Here is a 25590-nt window from a genome sequence, read left to right on the forward strand (position 1 = left end):
CAGGATACTATTGCCCGTAATAGGCTTTTGCCCCGTGTTTACGGAGGTAGTGTTTATCGAGTAGTGTCTGCTGCATTGAAGGAAGCTCAGGGTTTAGCTGGCGGCAGAAGATCCCCATGTACGCAACTTCCTCCATGACAATGGCATTATGCACGGCATCTTCGGCACTGACTCCCCAGGCGAAAGGCCCATGTGAATGGACTAAAACACCGGGTATTTGCATCGCATCCAGTCCATTATCCTGAAACAGGCTGGCAATAAGTTCGCCGGTTTGCCACTCATATTCCCCGTTAATTTCATCGTCTGTCATTTTACGGGTACAAGGGATCGCCCCATAAAAATAGTCCGCCTGGGTTGTCCCGGTCGCAGGTATGGATTGCCCGGCCTGGGCCCAAATAGTGGCATGGCGAGAATGGGTATGAACGATCCCCCCGATATGTGGAAAACGAAGGTACAACAAGCGATGGGTGGGTGTGTCTGAGGAGGGTTTATTGGTACCCTCGACGACCTTTCCTGTTTCAAGGCAGACCACTACCAGATCTTCAGCCTTCATCGTCTTATAGTCGACCCCAGAGGGTTTGATGATAAGCACCCCATGCTCGCGGTCAACAGCACTCACATTCCCCCATGTCAGAGTGACAAGATGGTGTCCAGGCAGCGCCTGGTTGGCTTCAAGAACCTGCTGTTTTAGGTGTTCAAGCATGATTTTCTCCGCAAGGTAAAACGAAGCCTCTCTCAGGGAGGAGCTTCAGTGTATGAACAAAGAGAGAAATAACGGGAGTCTTCCTCTCTTTGTGGTAACTCTCGTTATTCCGTGCTGATCTCAGGTTGCCATCGCACTGTATCCCCTGTTTAACAGAGGATATTTGGCTAACGCTTAAAGCCGTAATAGATTTCATTCCAGCGCAGGGCATCTTTGAACTGAGGCAGGTGTGTCTCATTGTCAATGACGGCAATCTCAATATCGTGTAACTCAGCAAAGAGCCGCATGTCATCGAGGTTCAGTGACTGGCTGAAAACCGTGTGGTGTGCTCCACCGGCCAGGATCCAGGCTTCAGAAGCTGTGGGTAGGTCAGGCTGTGCTTTCCACAGGGCATTTGCCACAGGCAGTCTCGGTAGCGCGTGCGGCATTTCTACCGCATCGATACAGTTCACCAGCAGACGGAAGCGATCCCCCAGATCAATAAGACTGGCGTTCACTGCGGGCCCTGTTTTAGTTGCAAAAATCAGGCGGGCAGGATCGGCTTTACCGCCGATCCCCAGGAACTGTACATCCAGTAGTGGTTTCTCATCGGTGGCAATAGAGGGGCAGACTTCCAGCATATGGGAGCCCAGCACAATATCGTTGCCGGTCTCAAAGTTATAGGTATAGTCCTCCATAAAAGAGGTGCCACCAGGCAGGCCGGTTGACATCACTTTCATGATGCGCAGCAATGCTGCTGTTTTCCAGTCACCTTCCCCGGCAAATCCATATCCTTTTTGCATAAGACGTTGTACTGCGAGGCCGGGGAGTTGTTTTAATCCATGCAGATCTTCAAAGGTCGTGGTAAACGCATGGAAGCCTCCCTCCCGCAGGAAACGCTCCATCCCCAATTCTATGCGGGCAGCATCCAGCACATTCTGGCGTTTATCCCCGTTAATCCGGGCGGCGGGAGTCAGGCGATAACAGGATTCATATTCATCAACCAGTGCATTAATTTCCCCCTCGCTGACAGCGTTCACCACCTGAACCAAGTCGCCCACGGCCCAAGTATTAACAGAAAAACCGAATTTAATCTGGGCGGCCACTTTGTCCCCGTCGGTGACGGCGACTTCTCGCATGTTATCCCCGAACCGCGCCACTTTCAGGTGACGTGTGTCCTGCACGGAAATAGCCTGACGCATCCATGCCCCTATACGTTGGTGAGCATGGTGATCCTGCCAGTGACCGGTTACCACGCTGTGTTGCTGGCGCATTCTGGCACCAATAAAGCCAAACTCTCGCCCGCCATGGGCGGTCTGATTCAGGTTCATAAAATCCATATCAATGCTGTTCCAGGGAATTTGGGCATTGAACTGGGTATGAAACTGTAATAACGGCTTTGTCAGGATCGTCAGACCATTGATCCACATTTTCGCGGGAGAAAAGGTATGCAACCAGACAATAAACCCAGCACATTTTTCATCGTGGCTGGCATCCCGGCAGATGGCGGTGATTTCATCAGGACGTGTACCCAGTGGCTTCAATACCAACTTGCAGGGTAAATTCGCTTCGGTATTCAGAGCGTTTACCACTTGCTGGGCATGCACATTAACCTGATGCAGTGTTTCCGGGCCATACAGATGCTGGCTACCAATCACGAACCACACTTCATACTGATTAAAAATATTCATGGTTTTATCCTTAAAGGGCAGACACGGCCTGATCGTCTGCGTTGGCAGAAAATGCAGGAAGTGAAGGGAGATAGTGTTGCTCGGCACTGACGGCCCATTGCTGGTAACGGCGATAGAGCCATTCAAAATGTTGGGCGCGCAGGGGATCCGGCTGCAGGGTTTGCTCGATTTGGCAGGCCATTACTTTCTGCGCCGCGGAAATATCGGCATACTTGCCAGCAGCAACCGCCGCAAATATCGCCGCACCCAGGGCACAACACTGATCAGAGGCGGCTATCTGTACCGGGCGATTCAGAACGTCACAGCAGATTTGCATAATGGTGGGGGATTTTCGTGCAATACCCCCAAGCGTGATGACATTGGTGACGGGGATATCCTGCTCAGTGAAACACTCCATAATGGCTCTCGCCCCAAAGGCTGTCGCGGCAATGAGTCCCCCGAAGAGTGCTGGCGCATCGGTTGCGAGGGTTAAATCGGTAATCACGCCTTTCAGACGCTGATTAGCATTGGGGGTGCGGCGCCCGTTAAACCAGTCGAGCACTACAGGTAAATTATCCAGCGAAGGATTTTTTGCCCAGGCTTCAGTCAAGGCAGGCAGTAAGTTTTTTTTACTGAGGTTGATCTGTTCAGTGAGTTCTGGATGCTGAAGTCGTAGTTGATCCAGTGGCCAGCAAAGTATATGGCTAAACCAGGCATAAATATCACCAAAGGCTGACTGACCCGCCTCCAGTCCGATGAACTCGGGGATAACACTGCCATCCACTTGTCCACAAATCCCTTTGATTGCCCGATCACCGACGGTGAGCGGATCCGCAATCAGAATGTCACAGGTTGATGTGCCGATAACCTTCACCAGAGTATTTGGCTGTGCACCGGCCCCTACGGCACCCATATGGCAATCAAAGGCACCACCAGAAATAATCACATTCTCAGGCAGCCCTAAACGTGTTGCCCATTCTGAACTCAGGTGACCCACAGGAATATCCGCAGTCCAGGTGTCAGTGAAGAGTGGGTAGCTGAGATGTTGGTTAATTAAGGGGTCAAGATCATCAAAGAAAGAGGCTGGGGGTAATCCACCCCAGCTTTCATGCCATAAGCTTTTATGCCCGGCACTACAGCGCCCACGGCGAATATCTTGGGGCCGGGTTGTGCCGGAAAGCAGGGCGGGGATCCAGTCACAGAGTTCAATCCATGACGCGGTGGCTTCTGCAACACGGGCATCTGTGCGAGTAATATGTAAAATTTTTGCCCAGAACCACTCACTGGAATAGATCCCCCCAATATAACGAGAGTAATCCGTCTTATCTGGCTGGTGGCACAGGCGGGTTATCTCCTCTGCTTCCTCGACCGAAGTATGGTCTTTCCATAAGACAAACATCGCATTCGGGTTATCAATGAATTCTGGATTAAGGGCCAGCACATTACCGTTTTTATCTACCGGCGCGGGTGTTGACCCTGTACTGTCCACACCAATGCCGCAAATGGTGGCTCGCTGTTCGTTAGAAAGGGATAACAGTACTGAAACCAGAGCGCGTTCCATGGACTCAATATAGTCCAGGGGATGATGGCGAAATTGGTTATTAACAGCATCACAGTAGCGTCCTTCTTTCCAGCGGGGATACCACTCCACACTGGCAGCCAGTTCAGTACCATTTTGGCAATCAACGGCTAATGCCCTTACAGAATCACTGCCAAAATCGAGACCCAGCGCAATTGACATGTTTATACTCCAGCACAGTAAACAGACATGTCATGACAGTAAGTTTTGTAGCTAAAAAGAGTCAGGCGTGATCCGCTGAACTTATGGATGAAATTGCTGTTAATAAAGAAACTGTGATGTTGTGCAAATATTCGATATGGATTTATTCGCCGATAATATAGTAAAACTAATTATCCTTTCACAGTGTCGTTATATTCGTGATGAAGCACCGTAATAGATGAATCACGGTATTATGGTGAAATAAAGGTGTTTCTGATTTTTTATTGTATCCCGCAGCAGTGCACAAAGTGGATATGGACAAATTGTTTCTATTTCTCTTCAAGAGCGAACCCTAATATGGCTGAGATACAGAACGACCCTTTATTACCGGGCTACTCATTTAATGCCCATCTCGTTGCCGGATTAACACCAATAGAAGCGGACGGACCACTGGATTTTTTTATTGATCGTCCCCTCGGAATGAAAGGATATATTCTTAATCTCACCATTCGTGGGGAAGGTATTATTAATAACCAGGATCAGAGTTTTATCTGTAAGCCAGGAGATATCTTGTTGTTCCCGCCTGGAGAGATTCATCACTATGGGCGAGTGCCACAAAGTAAAGAGTGGTATCACCAATGGGTCTATTTTCGTCCCCGGGCCTATTGGCAGGAGTGGTTAAACTGGGATCTTATCTTTGCCCAGACAGGATTTTATCGCCCTGAAGAACAGCGAATAGATGATTTTTTCCATTTTTTTCAGCAGATTATTGATGCAGGCCAGGCGAAAGGACGCTATGCCGAGTTACTGGCGATTAACCTGCTTGAACAGTTATTGTTACGTCGTATGGAGATGTTAAATGCCACCCTGCATCCTCCGATGGATAGCCGTGTGCGGGATGCCTGCCATTATATTAGTGAGCACCTGGCAGACAGTGATTTTGACATCGGCCGTGTGGCCCAGCATGTCTGCCTTTCTGCATCGCGTCTTTCTCATCTTTTTCGCCAGCAGCTGGGGGTCAGTATTCTTAGCTGGCGTGAAGATCAGCGTATCAGTCAGGCAAAATTGCTACTTAGCACTACACGTATGCCCATTGCCAGTGTTGGAAGGAATGTGGGTTTTGAAGATCAGCTCTATTTTTCCCGGGTGTTTAAAAAGTCTACTGGGGCCAGTCCCAGTGAATTCCGTGCGGGGAATGAATCTTCCTGTGGTGCGTAGTGATGCGAGCTGTGTTCGGGCTACAGTGACACTGGCAGCCCTTACTCACCAGGCATTCTCTCTGAACAGGCCTGTGGGTTGCAAAAATTATTGCATCAAATTTCAATGTTAAAAAATAGCCCCACGTTTATACCCATATATAAAATAAGGAATAAAGGGGTTATCAATCAGAGATCATGTTATTTTTTTCAGGATATAACTCATCTTTTTTTGATATTTTTATTTTCTGAGTTGAATTTATAGCCCGCGACGTGTTGAAACTGCTGGTCATATGGACTATTCAATCAGGACGTAACTTATTTATCAATTATTAATATTTTTTTTATGGCAATAATCGCTGAATTCATGCACTGAATTACTGTATTTCATCCATGTGACTTTGCTCAAATATGGACGAATAATTTTCCGTTAAAACTATCTCCAGCACATGTACTTATTGTCATAAGTGCTAACGTATTGTTTTGAATCGAACTTACTTTAAGACATCTAAAAATAAGCTGGAGCATGCCATGCACAAATTTACTAAAGCGCTGGCGGTTATTGGCCTGACCGCTGTTATGTCACAATCCGCTATTGCAGAAACGATGAAGCTCGGTTTTTTGGTCAAACAACCGGAGGAACCTTGGTTCCAGACTGAATGGAAATTTGCCGATAAAGCAGGGAAAGATCTTGGATTTGAAGTGATTAAAATAGCGGTGCCTGATGGAGAAAAAACACTCAATGCGATCGATAGCCTGGCAGCAAGTGGTGCAAAAGGTTTTGTAATTTGTACACCTGACCCCAAACTCGGTTCCGCCATTTTTGCTAAAGCCAATAGTTATGGCATGAAAGTCATCGCCGTAGACGATCAATTTGTTACAGCCAAAGGCAAACCGATGGACACGGTGCCATTAGTGATGATGGCAGCCACGAAAATAGGTGAGCGTCAGGGGCTGGAATTGTATAAAGAGATGCAAAAACGTGGCTGGGATGTGAAAGACACCGCCGTCATGGCGATCACCGCAGATGAGCTGGATACTGCCAGGCGTCGTACATCAGGTGCGATGGATGCATTGAAAACTGCAGGATTCCCGGAAAAACAGATCTATAAAGTCCCTACCAAATCAAATGATATCCCCGGAGCGTTCGATGCCGCCAACTCGATGCTGGTGCAGCACCCTGAGGTGAAACACTGGCTGATTGTGGGCATGAATGATAACACGGTGCTGGGCGGTGTTCGCGCGACAGAAGGCCAGGGATTTAAGGCACCTGATGTTGTCGGGATTGGCATTAATGGTGTGGATGCGGTAAGTGAGCTTTCTAAAGGTCAGGCTACCGGTTTCTACGGTTCTCTGCTGCCAAGCCCGGATGTACATGGTTATAAAAGCAGTGAAATGCTCTATGACTGGGTAACAAAAGGAGTCGAACCGCCGAAATTCACCGAAGTGACAGACGTGGTATTGATAACCCGGGACAACTTTAAAGAAGAGCTGGCGAAGAAAGGGCTGGGTGGTAAGTAGGGTTCAGATTAACGGTTGGGCCGGCGGGGGGGTGAATCCCCGCCGATGGCTTAAATTTGGAGGCATTATGCAACAGCAATCCCCCCACACACCGTATCTTTCATTTCGCGGTATTGGCAAAACTTTCCCGGGCGTAAAAGCATTGCAGGATATTAGTTTTGACTGCTATGCCGGGCAAATCCATGCCCTGATGGGTGAAAACGGTGCTGGGAAATCTACCCTGCTAAAAATTCTTAGTGGCAACTACTCGCCCACACAGGGCTCCCTCATTCTGCGTGGGGAAGAGGTAACATTTGCTGATACGCCCGCAGCACTTAACGCTGGTGTGGCGATTATTTATCAGGAATTGCATTTGATCCCTGAAATGACGGTGGCTGAAAATATCTACCTTGGGCAGATTCCGCACAAGGGCGGGGTAGTTAATCACTCTGTGCTGAATGATGAGGCTCGTTTACAGCTTGAACATTTAGGGCTAGACATTGATCCAGAAACGCCCCTCAAGTACCTGTCCATTGGCCAGTGGCAGATGGTGGAAATTGCGAAAGCTCTGGCGCGTAATGCGAAGGTCATCGCATTCGATGAGCCCACCAGTTCACTGTCGCGGCGGGAAATTGACAATCTTTTCCGTGTGATTCGTGAGCTGCGTAGCGAAGGGCGCGTCATTATTTATGTCTCACACCGTATGGAGGAAATTTTTGCCCTCAGTGATGCTATTACGGTGTTCAAAGACGGGCGCTATGTAAAAACATTCGACAATATGGAACAGGTCGATCATGACCGGCTGGTACAGGCAATGGTGGGGCGTGATATAGGGGATATCTATGGCTGGCAACCACGGGAACAGGGTGCTGAACGTCTGAGACTCGAAAATGTAAAAGCGCCAGGGGTACGTACTCCCATCTCACTCAGTGTCAGAAGTGGTGAAATAGTCGGCTTGTTTGGTTTAGTGGGCGCCGGAAGAAGCGAATTAATGAAAGGGCTATTTGGCGGCACACGTATTACAGGAGGGAAAGTTTATATTGATGGCCGCATCGTCAATATTACCAAACCGGCAGATTCCATCCATGCAGGAATGATGCTATGCCCGGAAGATCGCAAAGCGGACGGCATTATTCCCGTCCATTCAGTACGCGACAATATCAATATCAGCGCCAGGAGAAAGTCTATCCTCGCGGGGTTCTGCATTAATAACCAATGGGAAACGGATAATGCAGATAAACATATACGGGCACTGAATATTAAAACTCCCTCAGCGGAACAGTTGATCATGAATTTATCCGGGGGAAATCAGCAAAAAGCGATTTTAGGCCGCTGGTTGTCGGAGGAGATGAAAGTCATTTTACTGGATGAGCCTACCCGGGGGATTGATGTTGGGGCTAAACACGAGATTTATAACGTTATTTACGAACTGGCGAAGCAGGGTATTGCGGTGTTATTTGCCTCAAGCGATCTGCCTGAAGTCCTCGGCCTTGCAGACCGTATTATTGTCATGCGTGAAGGGGAAATAGCCGGTGAATTGTTACATTCCCAGGGTACCGAGCAGCAGGCTCTGAGCCTTGCGATGCCGAAAAAAAGTGAGCCAGTAGTATGATTAAGGAGCAGAAAATGTCTACATTATCGACCTCGGTTAGCCGTAAATCCGTCTTCAGCTTCAGCCGTATCTGGGATAACTACGGTATGCTGGTCGTCTTTGCCGTATTGTTTATTGTTTGCGCAATTTTTGTGCCTAATTTTGCCTCCTTTGTGAATATCAAAGGGCTCGGTCTGGCTGTTTCTATGTCGGGAATGGTGGCATGTGGCATGTTATTTTGCCTGGCATCAGGAGATTTTGACCTCTCTGTTGCCTCCGTTATCGCTTGTGCAGGTGTGACCACTGCGGTGGTTATCAATATGACAGAAAGCTTGTGGATTGGTATATCCGCAGGACTATTGCTGGGCATGTTGAGTGGGCTTGTGAATGGTTTTGTGATTGCACGTTTAAAAATTAATGCGTTAATTACCACACTGGCGACGATGCAAATCGTGCGTGGATTGGCTTATATCATCTCTGATGGCAAAGCTGTAGGGATTGAAGACGAACGTTTTTTTGCCCTGGGCTATGCTAACTGGCTAGGGCTACCTGCTCCCATTTGGTTGACGGTTGCCTGCCTGATAGTCTTCGGTTTCTTGCTGAATAAAACGACCTTTGGTCGTAATACCTTAGCCATTGGTGGTAATGAAGAAGCCGCCAGACTGGCGGGTGTCCCGGTGGTACGCACCAAAATTATCATTTTTGTTCTGTCCGGGCTGGTTGCGGCAGCTGCAGGGATCATTCTTGCCTCGCGCATGACCAGTGGGCAGCCAATGACCTCTATTGGTTATGAGCTGATTGTGATTTCTGCCTGTGTGCTGGGGGGCGTGTCACTAAAAGGTGGGATTGGCAAAATATCCTATGTTGTTGCCGGGGTACTTATTCTTGGCACGGTTGAAAATGCAATGAACTTGCTCAATATTTCACCTTTTTCCCAGTATGTTGTACGTGGCTTGATCCTCCTTGCTGCGGTTATTTTTGACAGGTACAAGCAGAAAGCAAAACAGGCCATTTAGCGCGTATTTCAGCAAAGTGACTTTAGTTCCAGGTCATTATTGCTCAGGCTTCACCCAATAGGTTCATGCACTCTGTACCCGCCCCGGTTTTTTCTTACGGCGTATGACGTGATTAGCTGGGAGGATAGGGTAAAAATAGAGGCCTTTATCATATGATGAATGAATTTCTCTGGCGAAGAATAATGTTATTAAATATTCATGCGTTTGATGTTTAATTATCATTTGATCAGTAACTGACAGCCATAATATACCTTTGATAATGTTTTTAATTAGCAGAAAGGGTTTGAATGAAATATCAGTGTATATGAACAATGATACATGATGACATGATAATCCATATAAATAGTCATTTTTTGATTTTGTTAGCCGACAAGTTAATAGTTTCTTATTTAATTGTTATTAACTTTTCTGATTTGTGACACAACGCAATCAGTTAGTTTGTTTTATTGTTTACATTTTATTCGTCAAATACGCATGAGCCAATATTAATCATCTTTAATGAGGATTTATTATGTGGAAACGCCTGATGTTAGTTACTGCAGTATCCGGAGCAATGTCATCTATGGTTATCGCCGCGCCATTTACTGTAGGGTTCTCTCAAGTAGGATCTGAATCCGGATGGCGAGCCGCCGAGACCAGTGTTGCGAAAAGCGAGGCTCAGAAACGGGGAATTACGTTAAAAATTGCAGATGCGCAACAGAAACAAGAGAATCAGATCAAAGCGGTACGCTCTTTTATCGCCCAGGGCGTTGATGCCATTTTCATTGCACCTATTGTGGCAACGGGCTGGGATCCGGTGTTAAAAGAGGCAAAAGATGCTGAAATTCCTGTATTTCTGCTCGATCGTTCAATTGATGTGAAAGATCCGTCGCTTTATATGACCACCGTCCGGGCTGATAATGAGCTGGAAGGCAAGCTGATCGGTGAATGGCTGATAAAAACAATGGATGGTAAGCCCTGTAATGTGGTTGAACTACAAGGAACTGTAGGGGCAAGTGTCGCGATTGATCGTAAAAAAGGCTTCGCGAATGCTATTGCCAACGCACCTAATATTAAAATCATTCGCTCTCAGTCCGGTGACTTTACTCGCAGTAAAGGGAAAGAGGTCATGGAAAGCTTTATTAAAGCTGAAAATAATGGCAAGAATATCTGCATGGTCTACGCACATAATGACGATATGGCTATAGGGGCTATTCAGGCTATCAAGGAAGCAGGTTTAAAACCTGGAGTAGATATTCTTACCGGTTCAATTGACGGTGTTCCTGATATTTATAAAGCAATGTTAGACAAAGAAGCAAATGTCAGTGTTGAATTAACACCTAATATGGCTGGTCCTGCTTTTGATGCCCTTGTGGAATTTAAAGATAAAAACGTCACACCTGAAAAACTCATCATTACAGAATCAAATCTCCATTTACCTGATACCGCTACAGAAGAATTAAAGAAAAAGAAGAATATGGGGTATTAAATACGTAGCCCTCTCCTGAGGAGGGGGCTTTCTGTAGAGAGGAAATAACATGACGGTGGATAAGCATGGCGAGATTCTGCGCACTGAGGGGCTCAGTAAACTATTTCCCGGTGTCAATGCGCTGAGTAATGTCAATTTCAGCCTGCGAAAGGGCGAAATTATGGCCTTGCTCGGGGAAAATGGTGCTGGAAAATCAACACTGATTAAAACGCTGACGGGTGTGTACCATGCCAGTCACGGGACAATCTGGCTTGACGGGCACACCATTGCGCCACGTGACACGGCCCATGCCCAAAAACTCGGCATCGGAACGGTTTATCAGGAAGTGAATCTGTTGCCGAATATGTCCATTGCGGACAACCTTTTTATTGGGCGTGAACCTCGACGTTTTGGTTTCATTTGTCGAAAACAGATGGAAGCACAGGCAACGAAATTAATGGAGGATTACGGTTTTTCACTGGATGTTCGTGAGCCCCTGAACCGTTTTTCGGTTGCGATGCAACAGATTGTTGCTATCTGCCGTGCGATTGATCTTTCTGCTAAAGTCCTCATTCTTGACGAACCTACCGCCAGCCTGGACAGCAAAGAAGTGGAGATGTTATTCACTCTGATGCGTCAACTGAGGGATCAGGGCGTGAGCCTGATTTTTGTGACGCACTTTCTGGATCAAGTTTATGAAGTCAGTGACCGTATAACGGTACTGCGTAACGGGATGTTTGTCGGATGCCATGAAACGGCACATTTACCTCAGATAGAACTGGTCAAAATGATGCTTGGACGTGAGCTTGATACAAAAGCATTACAGCGGGCAGGGCGAACCTTATTGAGCGATAAACCTGTCGCGGAATTTAAAGATTTTGGCAAGAGGGGCACTGTTTATCCATTTGATCTGCAAGTTAAACCCGGGGAAATAGTTGGGCTGGCGGGGCTATTAGGCTCAGGGCGCACAGAAACTGCAGAGGTGATTTTTGGTATTAAGCCTGCTGACAGTGGTAGCGCCAGGATAAAGGGTAAACTCGTTAGTATAGGGTCCCCTGCCAGTGCATCCCACGTGGGTATTGGTTTTTGCCCTGAAGACCGTAAAACCGATGGTATTATCGGGGCCGCATCTGTCAGAGAAAATATTATCCTGGCATTGCAGGCACAACGAGGCTGGTTAAAACCTATTGCGCGCAAAGAACAACAGGCCATTGCGGAGCGCTTTATTCGACAGCTAGGTATCCGGACGCCCACCCCAGAACAACCCATAGAACTTTTATCCGGGGGAAACCAGCAAAAGGTTCTGCTCTCTCGATGGCTACTGACCAAGCCACAGTTTTTGATCCTTGATGAACCCACCAGAGGTATTGATGTGGGTGCCCATGCTGAAATTATTCGTTTGATCGAGTCACTCTGTGCTGACGGGCTGGCCTTGTTGGTTATTTCATCCGAGCTTGAAGAGCTCGTCGGATATGCGGATCGGGTTATCGTCATGCGTGATCTTAAACAGATTGCCGAGATCCCCTTAGCATCGCTTTCTGTTACCGCCATTATGAATGCCATAGCCGCATGAGGAGAATAATGTGAAGACTTTCTTCCACTCTGCGTTGCATAACCGGATATTCACTTTACCCAAGGGAACACCGCAGATCATTGCATTGTTGCTGGTACTCATCGCTGACAGTCTGGTTTCAACCCATTTTTTTCATATTACTTTACAAGATGGTCGGCTCTTCGGCAGCCCGATTGATATTCTGAACCGCGCCGCCCCGGTTGCGCTACTGGCGATAGGCATGACGCTCGTTATTGCCACCGGGGGGATCGATCTTTCCGTGGGGGCCATTATGGCCATTTCGGGTGCGACAGCGGCATCAATGACGGTAGCGGGATACAGCTTGCCCGTGGTTTTATTGGCGGCTTTAGGGGTCGGTGCCCTGGCCGGGTTATGGAACGGCATACTGGTTTCTGTGCTTAAAATTCAGCCCTTTGTCGCCACCTTGATTCTTATGGTGGCGGGGCGCGGTATTGCACAGTTGATCACCTCCGGGCAAATTGTCACTTTTACCTCTCCCTCCCTGGCCTGGATAGGCAGTGGACAATTTTTATTTTTTCCTACACCGATAATTATCACACTGGTTACCCTGATTATATTCTGGCTGTTCATTCGTAAAACCGCATTAGGCATGTTCATTGAGGCGACCGGCATTAATATTCGGGCGGCAAAGAATGCCGGGGTAAGTACACAATCAGTGGTGTGCCTTACTTACGTATTGAGTGGAGTCTGTGCAGGGATTGCCGGGGTTATTGTGATGGCTGATATTCGTGGGGCAGATGCAAACAATGCGGGGCTGTGGCTAGAACTGGATGCCATCCTGGCTGTCGTTATTGGCGGGGCATCATTAATGGGCGGGCGGTTTAACTTAGCACTTTCAGTGGTGGGGGCGCTTATTATTCAGGGGATGAACACGGGGATCCTGCTGTCAGGGTTTCAGCCAGAATTGAATCAGGTTGTTAAGGCTGTCGTCGTGCTGTGTGTGCTTATCGCTCAGTCTCCACGATTTATCTCCTTCATTAAAAGGATGTGCAGTCATGATAAAACGTAATCTACCGCTGATTATTACCATTAGCGTTTTTATTCTGGGCTACATCTATTGCTTGATACAGTTTCCTGCTTTTGCATCGACACGCGTTATTTGCAACATTCTTACAGATAATGCCTTTCTGGGCATTATTGCTGTTGGCATGACCTTTGTGATTATTTCAGGGGGTATTGACCTGTCTGTCGGGTCAGTGATTGCATTTACTGGCGTATTTCTGGCAAAAGCCATTGTCTTATGGGGCATGTCTCCATTAATTGCTTTCCCGGTTGTTTTGGTTATGGGCTGTATGTTTGGCGCATTTATGGGGTTATTGATCGATGCGCTTAAAATTCCGGCATTTATTGTGACTCTGGCAGGCATGTTTTTCCTCCGGGGGATCAGCTACTTAATGTCTGAAGAGTCGATACCTATTGATAACCCGATCTATGACACACTTTCGACACTGGCATGGAAAATTCCAGGTGGTGGTCGTTTGAGTATTCTGGGGTTATTGATGCTGGGGATCGTTGTTATAGGTATCTTCCTGGCCCATCGTACCCGTTTTGGCAATCAGGTTTATGCCCTGGGCGGCAGTGCGACGTCGGCTAATTTGATGGGGATATCAACACGCAGTGTAACGATTCGGATATATATGCTGTCAACGGGGTTGGCAACACTGGCCGGAATTGTGTTCTCTATTTATACCCAGGCGGGTTACGCCTTATCGGGCATTGGTGTTGAGCTGGATGCCATAGCTTCTGTTGTTATTGGTGGCACGTTGCTGAGTGGGGGTGTCGGCACGGTACTGGGAACGTTATTTGGTGTGGCAATTCAAGGGCTGATTCAGACCTACATTAATTTTGACGGGACACTCAGTTCCTGGTGGACCAAAATCGCAATTGGTATTTTATTATTTATTTTTATCGCATTACAAAGAGGGTTAACTCTGCTTTGGGAAAACAGGCAGAATGCGGTAGTCACTCGCGTCACTCCGATGCCTGTTCCGGCAGGTAAAAACAGTAAATAGTGCGTACTAAAAAAAGTGCCGCAATATTATCTATTGCGGCACTCCTGGGAGCCTCACTGGCAGTATTAATATACCCGCCATACTCTGACTACTTGAGTGATATTCGCCAGGCCATATCATCTGTCTATACCCTTATGCTTGAACCGCAGGTTGACTGATTGCTCTGGTAGTCCCTGGCCACTTACGCAAGTAAGCTCCAGGGATACACTCCATTGCCGTCTTCCCTTAACTCAAATTACTCTGGGCATATACGCAATCGAATTATTTCGAATCTGGGCTCTTATCGCAGCACGTTAAGCGTAGCGACAGGAAATACGATCAACGGCTACGGAAGACAATGCGGCCTTTGCTCAAGTCGTAGGGGGTCAGCTCAACGGTAACTTTATCGCCTGTTAGAATACGAATGTAGTTCTTACGCATTTTGCCGGAGATGTGAGCGGTGACCACGTGCCCGTTTTCCAGCTCTACGCGGAACATGGTGTTAGGTAACGTATCAAGAACGGTACCCTGCATTTCAATATTGTCTTCTTTGGCCATCTAATCCTCTGAGGTATCGCTACCATAGTTTGAACCGGCAAGATAATGCCGAAGTTCTCTTATCATGTAAAGAATTGTTGGTGAATTCACCAGCAAAGTATATTTTGCCTGCCACCCGCAAACCAATGAGTGCCACATCAAGTGGCTTATCAGAATGTTGAGGTAATAAATATCGAGGGTATTCCCTTTAATTACTCATCCTAAAGGCAGCGGGGACACCAGGCAAAATTCACTTGGCGTCGCTGATTATAACACCCTCAAATAAAATGTGCCGAAACATTATCACGTCAGATTTTGTTTATGCCAGCATTGGGAATTAATGGGCTCTGACCGCAATAAATCCAGCTGGCTCAGGTAGTGGCGACGTGAAATTTCTCTGGCACCTAATGACGCGGTATGAGGGTTTAACACCTGGCAGTCAATTAACTTGCCGCCATAATGAATAAAGTGCTCACAAAAAACAAGTAAAGCCGTTTTTGATGCGTTTGTCTGGCGGCTAAACATGGACTCAGCACAAAACAGAGCCCCTTGTGCGACACCATACAATCCCCCCACTAATTCACTGTCTTGCCAGACTTCAATGGAATGAGCATGCCCCAGATGGTGCAAACGGACATAAGCGGCAATGATATCCGCGGTTATCCAGGTGCCATCATCACGGTCATGGCTACAACCAGCAATCACCTGTTCAAATGCGTGATTCATCGTCACATGGTAGGGCGTATTTTTATGAAAACGCTTCATGCTTCTGCTCAGGTGGAACTGTTGTGGGTCCAGTATCGCTCTGGGGTCGGGTGACCACCATAAAATGGGGTCACCCGGGGAATACCAGGGAAAAATACCACGCTGATATGCCATTACTAAACGTGCCGGGCTGAGATCGCCCCCAAGAGCCAATAGCCCGTTGGGGTCGCGCAAGGCTTTTTCTGGAGAAGGGAAGGCAGTTGAATCAGGATAAAGCTGCGTCAGCTGCATAACGTTATAACTCCGTGAACTGGAATGAGATTAAGCCACTACCCAAGGGTGTCAGACACGCTGATGAAACTGATAATAACGGCCACCCAGGGCCATTAATTCATCATGATGTCCCTGCTCAACAATACGGCCATTGTCCATCACCACTATGCTGTCAAAACGTTGTAACCCGCGTAAACGGTGAGTAACCATCAGAACCGTTTTATCTTTAGTCACCTCAGCAAGTAATTCCAGCATATGATGCTCGGTTTCCGCATCCAGGCCTTCTGTCGGCTCGTCAAGCAGCATCAGGGGAGCATGATGCAAAAGTGCCCGGGCAATCGCCAGTCGGCGTAGTTCGCCCCCGGATAATTGACGTCCTCCTTCACCCAGCCATCCATCCAGGCCTTCGCCCAGCAGGAGCTTCTCCAGACCAACACGTTCCAGGATCGCCCTGAGGGTGTCATCGTGAGCGTCCGGTGCTGCCAGTATCAAGTTGTCACGCAAGGTGGCACTGAACAGATGAACTCGCTGAGGAACCATGCTGGTGGCAGCACGCAAAGTACTCTCATCAAAGGTACTGATGGGCAGGGTATTGAGATCAATTTCACCTTGCTGCATATCCCATGCGCGAGTGAGTAACTGCAACAGTGTGGATTTCCCACAACCTGTACTGCCCAGGATGGCAACATGCTGCCCTGGGGAAATAGACAAATTAATATCGTGCAGGACCGCCTGGGACTGGCCTGGATAAGTAAAAGTAAGCTGGCGGATCTCCAGCCCGGCTTGAGGCTGTTCAATGATGTCCCCATCCGGGAATACCACCTCAGGCTTCTGGCCGGTAATTTGGCTAACACGCAGGGCTGATGCAATCACCTGGCCAAGGTGCTGAAAGGCTCCGGTGACTGGGGCAAGGGCTTCAAAAGCGGCCAGTGAACAGAAGACAAACAGCGCAATCAGTGCGCCTGGTGTCGTATTAGCACCGACGCCTGCTGATGCCATCCAGAGCACGGTGGTCACCGTTAGTCCACTAATAAACAACATTAAGGCCTGAGAGAGTGCGCTGAGAGAAGCCTGATGATATTGGGCTTCTTGCCAGCGCTGTTCCGCGACTTCCAGTTCAGCTCGTGCTCTGCCAGTCGCACCGAAAATAGTCAGTTCCGCATGTCCCTGAAGCCAGGCGGTGAGCAACTGGCGATACTGTCCACGTTCGGAGGAAAGTCGTTCACCACTGGGCCGACCTGCCCGGTAAAATAAGGGAGGAAGTAAAATCAGGGTGGCCAATAAAATCCCGCCTAATGTTAGCGCAAGATGGAGATCCAGAAGGCTCAGACCCAGGGTAACAACCACTATCACGACAAAAGCACCCACGACGGGTGAGATCACACGTAGATAGAGATGATCAAGAGTATCAACATCCGCCACCATGCGGTTGAGCAGTTCTCCCTGACGAAAACGCGCCAGTCCAGCAGGGGAAAGGGGGATCAACTTACTGAAGGTGGTGACACGTAAGTGTTCCAGCACCCTGAAGGTGGCATCATGGCTAACCAGACGTTCACAGTAACGCCCCAAAGTGCGAATAATAGCCCCAGCCCGAACACCGGCAGCCGGGAGCATATAGTTAAAATAGATGCCGGAAACTCCAATGACGGCAGAAGCGGATAAAAACCAGCCTGACAGCGTTAATAAACCAATACTGGCCAGCAGTGTGACGATGGCTAAGAACACCCCCATTGACAGTAGCCATTTATGGCGGCGATACAAAGCAAGGTAAGGCAACAGGGCGCGCATCAGATCTCCTCCAAGCGATGTGCCAGTAGGGCGGAAAAGGGACCATCTTCGGCGGCTAACTGCCGATAATTCCCTTGCTGAATAAGTTGCCCGTCGCGCATCAGCCAAATTTCATCCCAGTCACTGATATAATCTAACTGATGCGTCACCATGATTGTGGTTTGCTGATATGACGCATCGCTCAGGGCGGCCATTACCCGCTGTTCACTGTGGGCATCAAGGCTGGCTGCTGGTTCATCAAGCAGCAGCAGACCACAAGAATTAATTAATGCCCTGGCGACGGCGACGCGTTGTGCCTGACCGACGGACAAACGGGCGGCATCATCGCCAAGAACCGTATCAATGCCATTGGGCAGTAGGGGTAAAAATTCCGTGACGGAGGCGCGTTCAAGGGCCACTTGTAGTCTGTCATTGTCCGCGTCTGGATCACCCAGTAATACGTTTTCACGCAGTGTTGCTGCCGGGAGTTGTGGGTTTTGACCTACCCAACTCAGCTGTTTGCGCCAGCTGTCCGGGGCGATCTGTGCCAGCTCAATACCGTTAATCAGTAATTTTCCCCGATAAGGTAAAAACCCTGACAGCAGATTAAGCAGAGAGCTTTTTCCTGCCCCGCTTTGTCCAACCAGTACCACACGTTTTCCTGCTGCCACGGAGAAGGTCAGTGGTCCGGCGAGCAGGTGTCCCTCTGGTGAGAGAATTTCAAGATCTTCCGCTTCAATACTGATAGCGGTAGTCTGGGATAAGTTTTGCTGACCCTGTTCAGGGTGCTGAAGAGGTGCATCCATAAACGTCATCAGTGAGTCTGCTGCACCCACGGCCTGGGCTTTAGCATGATAGAACGTGCCCATATCCCGAAGTGGCTGGAAAAACTCCGGTGCCAGTATCAATGCCAGAAAACCAGCAAATAGCGTCACCCCTGTGCCATAGTGGCCAAAGTTCAGCTCACCCAGGTAAGAAAAACCAAAGTACACCGCCACCAGGGCGATAGAGAGCGATGCAAAAAATTCCAGTACTGCCGAGGAAAGAAAAGCCATACGCAGCACTTCCATTGTCCGCAGGCGAAAATCACGGCTGGCTTCACGAATGCTGTCGGTTTCTGCTACGCCCCGGTCAAACAAACGCAACGTTTCCATGCCACGTAAACGATCGAGGAAGTGGCCACTCAGACGCGCGAGAGCCTGGAAGTTTCGGCGGTTTGCATCAGCAGCCCCCATACCGACCATCGCCATGAAGAGTGGAATCAACGGCGCAGTGCCTAATAAGATTAAGGCAGCAACCCAGTTAATAGGGAAGATAGTGATAACCACTAATAACGGGATCATGGTGGCTAATGCCATCTGAGGCAAGTAGCGGGCATAGTAATCATGCATATCCTCAATCTGCTCAAGGATCAGTGTTGCCCAGCTGCCAACTGGCTTACCTTTTATCCATGCAGGACCCGCCTGATGAAGGCGATCGAGGACTTTTTTACGAATCGTGCGGCGGATAGATAACCCCGCGTAGTACCCGACTTTTTCACGGATAAACACCACCCAGGCGCGCAGCACAAAGATGCTAACAAGCAAAACAAAAGGCAGCAGCAATGCTTCACGGGGAATGTTTTCCATAATCATATATTGCAACAGGTGGGCGATGACCCATGCCTGAGCAATAATCAGCAGGCCACTTATCAAGCCAAGCAGACGTGACAGAGCGAGCCAACGGCGGGAGATAATACTTTGTTGTTTTAGCCAGCGGCTAATTTCTTGTTGACGGGTTTTATTCATCGCGTGCCAGATTGCAGTTAAAAGGAGGAATTCCCGGACAATTTTAGCGCATAATCTTACATGGCAGGATGAATAAAGGCGACCCAGAAGGCCGCCTTTATTGTAAATTATTAAAATTATTTACTTTGTATGGCTAAGGCGTCGAGATAACGTTCCGCATCCAGGGCGGCCATACAGCCGGTGCCGGCGGAAGTAATGGCCTGACGATAAATATGATCCATCACATCACCGGCGGCAAACACCCCAGGGATACTGGTTTGTGTTGCATTGCCCTGAGTGCCTGATTGCACTTTGATGTAGCCATTTTCTAGTTCCAGCTGACCGTTGAAAATAGCCGTATTCGGACTATGGCCAATGGCAACGAACAGGCCTGCCACGTCAAGGATTTCTTCTGCGCCCCCTTCTTCAACACTACGCAGTCGCAGAGAATTGACCCCCATCGGGTCACCCAGCACTTCATCCAGTACCCGGTGGGTATGCAGGATGATATTGCCATTCTCTACTTTATCCATCAGACGGTTGATTAGGATTTTTTCTGCACGGAAGCTGTCACGACGATGGATCAAATGCACTTCGGAAGCGATATTAGATAAATACAAGGCTTCCTCTACTGCAGTATTCCCACCACCGATCACGGCCACCTTCTGATTACGGTAGAAGAACCCATCGCAGGTTGCGCAGGCAGAAACACCACGACCTTTAAAGGCGTCTTCGGAAGGTAACCCAAGATAGCGTGCTGAAGCGCCCGTCGCGATAATCAAAGCATCACAGGTGTATTCACCGTTATCACCTGTCAAACGGAATGGGCGGTTTTGTAAATCAACCCTGGAGATAGAATCGAAAATAATTTCGGTATCAAATTTCGTTGCATGTGCGTGCATACGCTCCATCAACCCTGGACCGGTCAGATCATCAGGATCACCAGGCCAGTTCTCAACCTCAGTGGTGGTAGTTAACTGACCGCCTTTTTCCAGGCCGGTAATCAATACCGGATTTAAATTAGCCCGTGCAGCATATACCGCGGCGGTATAGCCCGCGGGGCCGGATCCAAGAATAAGAAGTTTACTGTGTTTAGCGGTGCCCATGACAACCTCATTGAACGTTTGCCGATATTTATCGTTGATTGTAGGGAATTCGTGACGGTAAAAAAAGCACTGAACCAGGTTGGCAGCAATTAATGTCATTGCTGTTGGCTATAAGAAATATGAATACTTCGACATTATTGCATAAAAAATCATTGTATCAGCAGCGTGATTACGGCAAGAAAAACAAAAAAATCATTAGCAAAATAGATTACTTGGTACGTTTCACTAAAAATAGATGTTTTGCTTTGACAATCCCCTGAGCATTTGCGAAAACATTCGATGAAGAAAATAGTTAAGGTGTGAGAAGCACTTCCCGCTTTTCATTCATCCTGTGCATTTTTATCCGAGTCATTGATATTTACGCATGGCGTGGACAGGCGCCATGCGTGATAGCAATACAGCCATCAGGCATCGGTCTTCTTACGTACACCCTGAGTAGCAGCCTCATCAGGGTTATGGCAGGTGAAGGAAGGAATTAGAGAGAGACAATAATAATGGTAGACAGCAAAAAGCGCCCTGGCAAAGATCTCGACCGTATTGATCGCAATATTCTTAATGAATTGCAAAAAGACGGACGTATTTCTAACGTTGAACTTTCAAAACGAGTGGGTCTTTCACCTACGCCGTGCCTTGAGCGCGTGCGTCGTCTTGAGCGTCAGGGTTTTATTCAGGGCTATACAGCGTTGCTGAACCCTCACTATCTGGACGCATCACTTCTGGTATTCGTTGAAATTACACTGAACCGTGGCGCACCAGATGTGTTTGAACAATTCAATGCGGCAGTACAGAAACTTGAAGAGATTCAAGAATGTCATTTAGTTTCCGGGGATTTCGACTATCTTCTGAAAACCCGAGTGCCTGATATGTCTGCGTACCGTAAGCTGTTGGGTGAAACCCTGCTACGTTTACCGGGGGTCAATGACACCCGTACTTACGTGGTTATGGAAGAAGTCAAACAGAGTAACCGCCTGGTCATTAAAACCCGGTAACACACGGGCCAGGTGCAAAGTTAGCATATTTTGGTTACACTCCTGGGAATACATACAGCAACAGTTCCGGTAACGCCCGGTTCTGTTGTTCCCATTGAGTTTTAGACCCTGGAGAGCCTTTCTTGAGCCAGGAATATACCGAAGATAAAGAAGTTACATTGAAGAAGCTGAGCAGCGGACGCCGGTTACTTGAAGCGTTGCTGGTGCTCGTGGCCTTGTTTGCCATCTATTTGATGGTGTCACTACTGAGTTTTAATCCTTCAGACCCTAGCTGGTCGCAAACTGCGTGGCATGAACCCATTCACAATCTGGGGGGCATTCCCGGGGCTTGGCTAGCGGATACGCTGTTCTTCATCTTTGGTGTTATCGCCTATGCTATCCCGGTGATTCTTATCGGGGGATGCTGGTTCACCTGGAAACAGCGTGACGCAGAGTATTTCATCGACTATTTTGCTGTTTCACTTCGTCTGATTGGCGTGCTGGCCATGATTCTCACCTCTTGTGGGCTGGCAGCTATCAATGCGGATGATATCTGGTACTTTGCTTCTGGCGGGGTCATCGGCAGCCTACTGAGCACGGCCCTGCAGCCCCAGCTGAACAGCAGTGGTGGCACCCTTATTTTACTCTGTGTCTGGGCGGCAGGTCTGACACTTTTTACCGGCTGGTCCTGGGTCAGCATTGCTGAAAAAATAGGTAGCTTTACTCTCAGCATTCTCACTTTTGCCAGCCACCATACACGCAGGGATAACACCTGGCAGGACGACGACTATCTCGACGAGCCTGAAACCGACCCGGAACCTGCTAAAAAACCTGCTCGTGGCACACGCATGCTGCGAGGGGCGTTATCGCGCAGACAGAAACTTTCGCAAAAATTTTCACCCCAGCAAGGGACTAACGTTGATAAAGCCCTGTTTTCTGGCAAGCGAATGGATGATGAAGATGACGAAGAGGTCAGGGCGCCAGTCGCGCATGGCGATGCGGATGATGTCCTGTTTTCCGGTCATTCAGTCACTGATGAAGCGCTGCCTGATGATCCGCTGTTTAGTGGCCAGTCAGTGCACGATGAAAATGATCCTCTTTTTAATGGTCAGTCAGCGCCTGATACTGTCGCAGCCTCACCTGTTCATGAGCCTGAACTTTCAGAAGGGGGGCACTTTGCACCTGTAGCCCCCCTGGCGGCAACGTTTAATACACCTGAACCGGAACCTCGTCCTGCAGCAGTGTCCTCTCCTCAGCGGACTGTGTCAGAGCCCGTCCCTGTCGACCACAGGCCCCCGGCGGCTGTGTCGTCAGTACCGGTGTATGACTCACCGGTGGCCGTTTCACCTGAGCCAGATTATTCTGTAACAGATGTCAGGGAAGAGCCTGCCATGAGCCCGCCAGAACCCTCAGAAGAGGCTAAGTACGTTCGCCCTCCGCTTTATCATTTTGAAGAGGTGGAACAACAACGAGCCCGTGAGCGCGAGCAACTGGCTGCCTGGTACCAGCCAACAGAAGAGCCTCAGCCTTATCAATATTCATCGCCAGCATCTGAACGCGCGGAAAGCACTGGACGTGTGGCTGCCACGGGTGCGGTTTCCTCAACGGCAGGGAGTACCCTGTCTAATGCGGCAGTGTCTGTGACTTCTGCCGCGTCAGTCGCCAACCCCGTGGCGGCAGCCAGCAGCACAGTGAGCCCGGTATTCAGTATTGCCAGTGATACGCCACGCCCTCAGGTTAAAGAGGGCATAGGCCCACAGCTGCCCCGCCCGAATCGTGTGCGGGTACCGACCCGTCGTGAGCTGGCCTCTTACGGTATTAAGTTGCCATCACAGCGTATGGCTGAAGCCCGGGCTCGTGTTGAGCATCTTACTCAGCAACAGAATCCCGTGGATGAAGGGAACGAGTTACATCAACATGGGCTGGGACACACGTTTGCTGCCCAGCAACAGCAAGGCTATAGTGACAGGCCTGAGCTGGATGAGGATGTTGCTGCTGAAGCGGAATTATCACGCCAGTTTGCTGCCCAGCAACAAGCGCGTTATGGTGAATATTCTGCTGAAGCTGAAGAGGATATGACGGCTGAAGATGCTGCTGCTGAGGCGGAGTTATCTCGCCAGTTCGCGGCCCAACAGCAGCAACGTTATCATCAGACGCACCAGGCTGACTCCGCCAGTACGGCACCATTTTCACTGGATGATTTTGAATTCCATTCACCGATGAAGGAACTGGTGAGCGATGGCCCTATGGAACCGTTATTTACCCCCATAGCGGAATCCGTAACGGGGGCTGCTGCACCCCCTGGCGCCCCTGATCACGTAGTCCCTGCTCAGTCGTCATCTCACAGGCCAGCGCCTCCCTTAACGGTATCTCTGCCAGAAGAGGCAGCGGTGCCCACAAGACCCGTAGCGGAAGAGAGTTTAATTCACCCCTTCCTGATGCGGAATGGTGACAGCCGGCCATTACAAAAACCGACCACGCCACTACCGTCATTAGACTTGCTGGCATCGCCTCCCGCGACCATCGAACCGGTTGATGAATTTGCGATGCGGCAGCTGGCACACTTGGTTGAGGCCCGACTGGCGGACTATCGTATTAAAGCCACCGTGGTTGACTACTCACCAGGGCCGGTGATCACCCGTTTTGAACTGGATTTAGCCCCCGGGGTTAAAGCTGCCCGTATTTCAAATCTTTCCCGTGATCTGGCGCGGTCACTCTCAACCGTTGCGGTACGTGTGGTTGAAGTGATTCCTGGCAAGCCTTACGTTGGTCTGGAATTACCCAATAAGAAACGGCAAACCGTCTACTTGCGTGAAGTGCTGGACTGCCCTGCTTTTCGTGACAGCAGCTCTCCATTAACCGTCGTGCTAGGTAAAGATATTGGCGGGGAACCTGTCGTCGCTGATCTGGCCAAGATGCCTCACTTGCTGGTGGCGGGGACGACCGGTTCCGGTAAGTCGGTGGGGGTTAACGCAATGATCCTCAGTATGCTCTATAAAGCGACCCCAGAAGAGGTGCGCTTTATTATGATCGACCCGAAAATGCTTGAACTCTCTGTCTATGAAGGGATTCCCCACCTGCTGACTGAAGTGGTCACCGACATGAAAGATGCCGCCAATGCGCTGCGCTGGAGTGTTAATGAGATGGAGCGGCGTTATAAACTCATGTCTGCCCTCGGGGTCAGGAACCTGGCGGGCTATAACGATAGGGTACTGGAAGCCGAAAAAATGGGACGTCCGATCCCTGATCCATTCTGGAAACCGGGCGACAGTATGGAAGTGAGTCATCCGATGCTGGAGAAACTTCCCTATATTGTGGTTCTGGTGGATGAGTTTGCGGATCTGATGATGACAGTGGGTAAAAAAGTGGAAGAACTGATTGCACGACTGGCACAAAAAGCCCGTGCTGCAGGTATTCACTTGGTACTGGCCACTCAGCGTCCTTCGGTTGATGTGATTACCGGCCTGATTAAAGCCAATATTCCGACCCGTATCGCTTTTACTGTTTCCAGCAAAATAGACTCCCGTACTATCCTCGATCAGGGGGGGGCTGAATCCCTGTTAGGGATGGGGGACATGCTTTACTCAGCCCCTAACTCAACCACTCCGGTTCGTGTTCATGGTGCTTTTGTCCGGGACCAGGAAGTCCATGCCGTGGTTCAGGACTGGAAAGCCCGGGGACGTCCGCAATACATCACTGGAATTACCTCATCAGATGGGGCAGAAGGTGGTGGTGGGCTGGACGGGGATGAAGAGTTAGATCCTCTGTTCGATCAAGCAGTTGCCTTTGTTGTTGAAAAGCGTAAAGCCTCTATTTCAGGTGTGCAGCGCCAGTTCCGGATTGGTTATAATCGGGCCGCGCGTATTGTCGAGCAAATGGAAGCGCAGGGGATTGTCAGCCCACAAGGACATAATGGAAACCGTGAAGTGCTGGCACCACCACCCTATGAATAGCTGAGTCCCCCCTCAGGGGTGACGACCACGTGATGATGCAAAGAAGCGTAAATACTGAAGATTCGGTTTCTTCTTCTGTTGCCACAGTGAAGAAACCCTCTACAGTCA

At 49.0% G+C, this 25590-nt stretch carries 19 protein-coding genes; 11 read left to right on the forward strand and 8 right to left on the reverse strand.

The window, feature by feature from the left end; all coding sequences use genetic code 11:
* Nucleotides 1-7 precede the first annotated feature (7 nt).
* From araD to JK154_RS05270, 3 genes are all read right to left on the reverse strand, one after another.
* On the reverse strand, nucleotides 8-703 hold the full coding sequence (gene araD, locus JK154_RS05260; protein ID WP_211991464.1) for an L-ribulose-5-phosphate 4-epimerase: 696 nt from the start codon (nucleotides 701-703) through the stop codon (nucleotides 8-10).
* A gap of 167 nt (nucleotides 704-870) precedes the next feature.
* The gene (gene araA / locus JK154_RS05265; protein ID WP_211991465.1) at nucleotides 871-2373 is read right to left on the reverse strand and encodes an L-arabinose isomerase; all 1503 of its coding nucleotides are present in this window, start codon (nucleotides 2371-2373) and stop codon (nucleotides 871-873) included.
* 10 nt (nucleotides 2374-2383) lie between these two features.
* A complete protein-coding gene (locus tag JK154_RS05270) occupies nucleotides 2384-4093 on the reverse strand; it encodes a ribulokinase (protein ID WP_211991466.1) in 1710 nt (569 codons plus the stop codon).
* A gap of 336 nt (nucleotides 4094-4429) precedes the next feature.
* On the opposite strand from JK154_RS05270, the gene araC reads away from it, so the two are divergent.
* The 9 genes from araC (at nucleotide 4430) to JK154_RS05315 (ending at nucleotide 14586) form a co-directional block, all read left to right on the forward strand.
* Entirely contained in the window at nucleotides 4430-5290 is an 861-nt protein-coding gene (araC, locus tag JK154_RS05275; protein ID WP_211991467.1) for an arabinose operon transcriptional regulator AraC, read from the forward strand.
* A gap of 509 nt (nucleotides 5291-5799) precedes the next feature.
* Nucleotides 5800-6789 (forward strand): arabinose ABC transporter substrate-binding protein, encoded by a 990-nt coding sequence (locus JK154_RS05280; RefSeq protein ID WP_211991468.1) that lies wholly within the window; start codon nucleotides 5800-5802, stop codon nucleotides 6787-6789.
* Nucleotides 6790-6856: 67 nt separating this feature from the next.
* Nucleotides 6857-8380: an L-arabinose ABC transporter ATP-binding protein AraG gene (gene araG, locus JK154_RS05285; RefSeq protein ID WP_211991469.1), complete on the forward strand. Its 1524-nt coding sequence runs from the start codon at nucleotides 6857-6859 to the stop codon at nucleotides 8378-8380.
* Between the two features lie 14 nt (nucleotides 8381-8394).
* The gene (gene araH, locus JK154_RS05290) at nucleotides 8395-9375 is read left to right on the forward strand and encodes an L-arabinose ABC transporter permease AraH (RefSeq protein WP_211991470.1); all 981 of its coding nucleotides are present in this window, start codon (nucleotides 8395-8397) and stop codon (nucleotides 9373-9375) included.
* A 511-nt stretch (nucleotides 9376-9886) separates the two neighbouring features.
* Nucleotides 9887-10843, forward strand: a complete 957-nt coding sequence (ytfQ, locus tag JK154_RS05295; protein WP_211991471.1) for a galactofuranose ABC transporter, galactofuranose-binding protein YtfQ — start codon at nucleotides 9887-9889, stop codon at nucleotides 10841-10843.
* A 49-nt stretch (nucleotides 10844-10892) separates the two neighbouring features.
* On the forward strand, nucleotides 10893-12395 hold the full coding sequence (locus JK154_RS05300; protein ID WP_211991472.1) for a sugar ABC transporter ATP-binding protein: 1503 nt from the start codon (nucleotides 10893-10895) through the stop codon (nucleotides 12393-12395).
* A 10-nt stretch (nucleotides 12396-12405) separates the two neighbouring features.
* On the forward strand, nucleotides 12406-13425 hold the full coding sequence (gene ytfT / locus JK154_RS05305; protein ID WP_211991473.1) for a galactofuranose ABC transporter, ATP-binding protein YtfT: 1020 nt from the start codon (nucleotides 12406-12408) through the stop codon (nucleotides 13423-13425).
* A complete protein-coding gene (yjfF, locus tag JK154_RS05310) occupies nucleotides 13412-14428 on the forward strand; it encodes a galactofuranose ABC transporter, permease protein YjfF (RefSeq protein ID WP_211991474.1) in 1017 nt (338 codons plus the stop codon). The genes ytfT and yjfF overlap by 14 nt, the downstream gene beginning before the upstream one ends.
* The gene (locus tag JK154_RS05315; RefSeq protein WP_211991475.1) at nucleotides 14428-14586 is read left to right on the forward strand and encodes a hypothetical protein; all 159 of its coding nucleotides are present in this window, start codon (nucleotides 14428-14430) and stop codon (nucleotides 14584-14586) included. Before yjfF ends, JK154_RS05315 begins: the two co-directional genes overlap by 1 nt.
* 160 nt (nucleotides 14587-14746) lie before the next feature.
* Here JK154_RS05315 and infA read toward each other — a convergent pair whose 3' ends face one another.
* The 5 genes from infA to trxB form a co-directional block, all read right to left on the reverse strand.
* Nucleotides 14747-14965, reverse strand: a complete 219-nt coding sequence (gene infA, locus JK154_RS05320) for a translation initiation factor IF-1 (protein ID WP_002211347.1) — start codon at nucleotides 14963-14965, stop codon at nucleotides 14747-14749.
* Between the two features lie 282 nt (nucleotides 14966-15247).
* A complete protein-coding gene (aat, locus tag JK154_RS05325) occupies nucleotides 15248-15940 on the reverse strand; it encodes a leucyl/phenylalanyl-tRNA--protein transferase (RefSeq protein WP_211991476.1) in 693 nt (230 codons plus the stop codon).
* A 51-nt stretch (nucleotides 15941-15991) separates the two neighbouring features.
* A complete protein-coding gene (gene cydC, locus JK154_RS05330) occupies nucleotides 15992-17710 on the reverse strand; it encodes a cysteine/glutathione ABC transporter ATP-binding protein/permease CydC (RefSeq protein ID WP_211991477.1) in 1719 nt (572 codons plus the stop codon).
* Complete coding sequence (gene cydD, locus JK154_RS05335) at nucleotides 17710-19476, reverse strand: cysteine/glutathione ABC transporter permease/ATP-binding protein CydD (protein ID WP_211991478.1); 1767 nt, start codon at nucleotides 19474-19476, stop codon at nucleotides 17710-17712. Before cydD ends, cydC begins: the two co-directional genes overlap by 1 nt.
* A gap of 116 nt (nucleotides 19477-19592) precedes the next feature.
* Nucleotides 19593-20561: a thioredoxin-disulfide reductase gene (gene trxB / locus JK154_RS05340; RefSeq protein WP_211991479.1), complete on the reverse strand. Its 969-nt coding sequence runs from the start codon at nucleotides 20559-20561 to the stop codon at nucleotides 19593-19595.
* Nucleotides 20562-21055: 494 nt separating this feature from the next.
* Between trxB and lrp the strand changes: the two genes are divergently transcribed.
* Both lrp and JK154_RS05350 read left to right on the forward strand, forming a co-directional pair.
* Nucleotides 21056-21550 carry a leucine-responsive transcriptional regulator Lrp gene (gene lrp / locus JK154_RS05345; protein WP_000228469.1) on the forward strand — a complete coding sequence of 165 codons (495 nt, stop codon included), beginning with the start codon at nucleotides 21056-21058 and terminating at the stop codon, nucleotides 21548-21550.
* Nucleotides 21551-21672: 122 nt separating this feature from the next.
* Nucleotides 21673-25482, forward strand: a complete 3810-nt coding sequence (locus JK154_RS05350; RefSeq protein ID WP_211991480.1) for a DNA translocase FtsK 4TM domain-containing protein — start codon at nucleotides 21673-21675, stop codon at nucleotides 25480-25482.
* Nucleotides 25483-25590 lie beyond the last annotated feature (108 nt).

The organism is Citrobacter sp. JGM124 (assembly GCF_018257795.1).
GTDB lineage: Bacteria > Pseudomonadota > Gammaproteobacteria > Enterobacterales > Enterobacteriaceae > JGM124.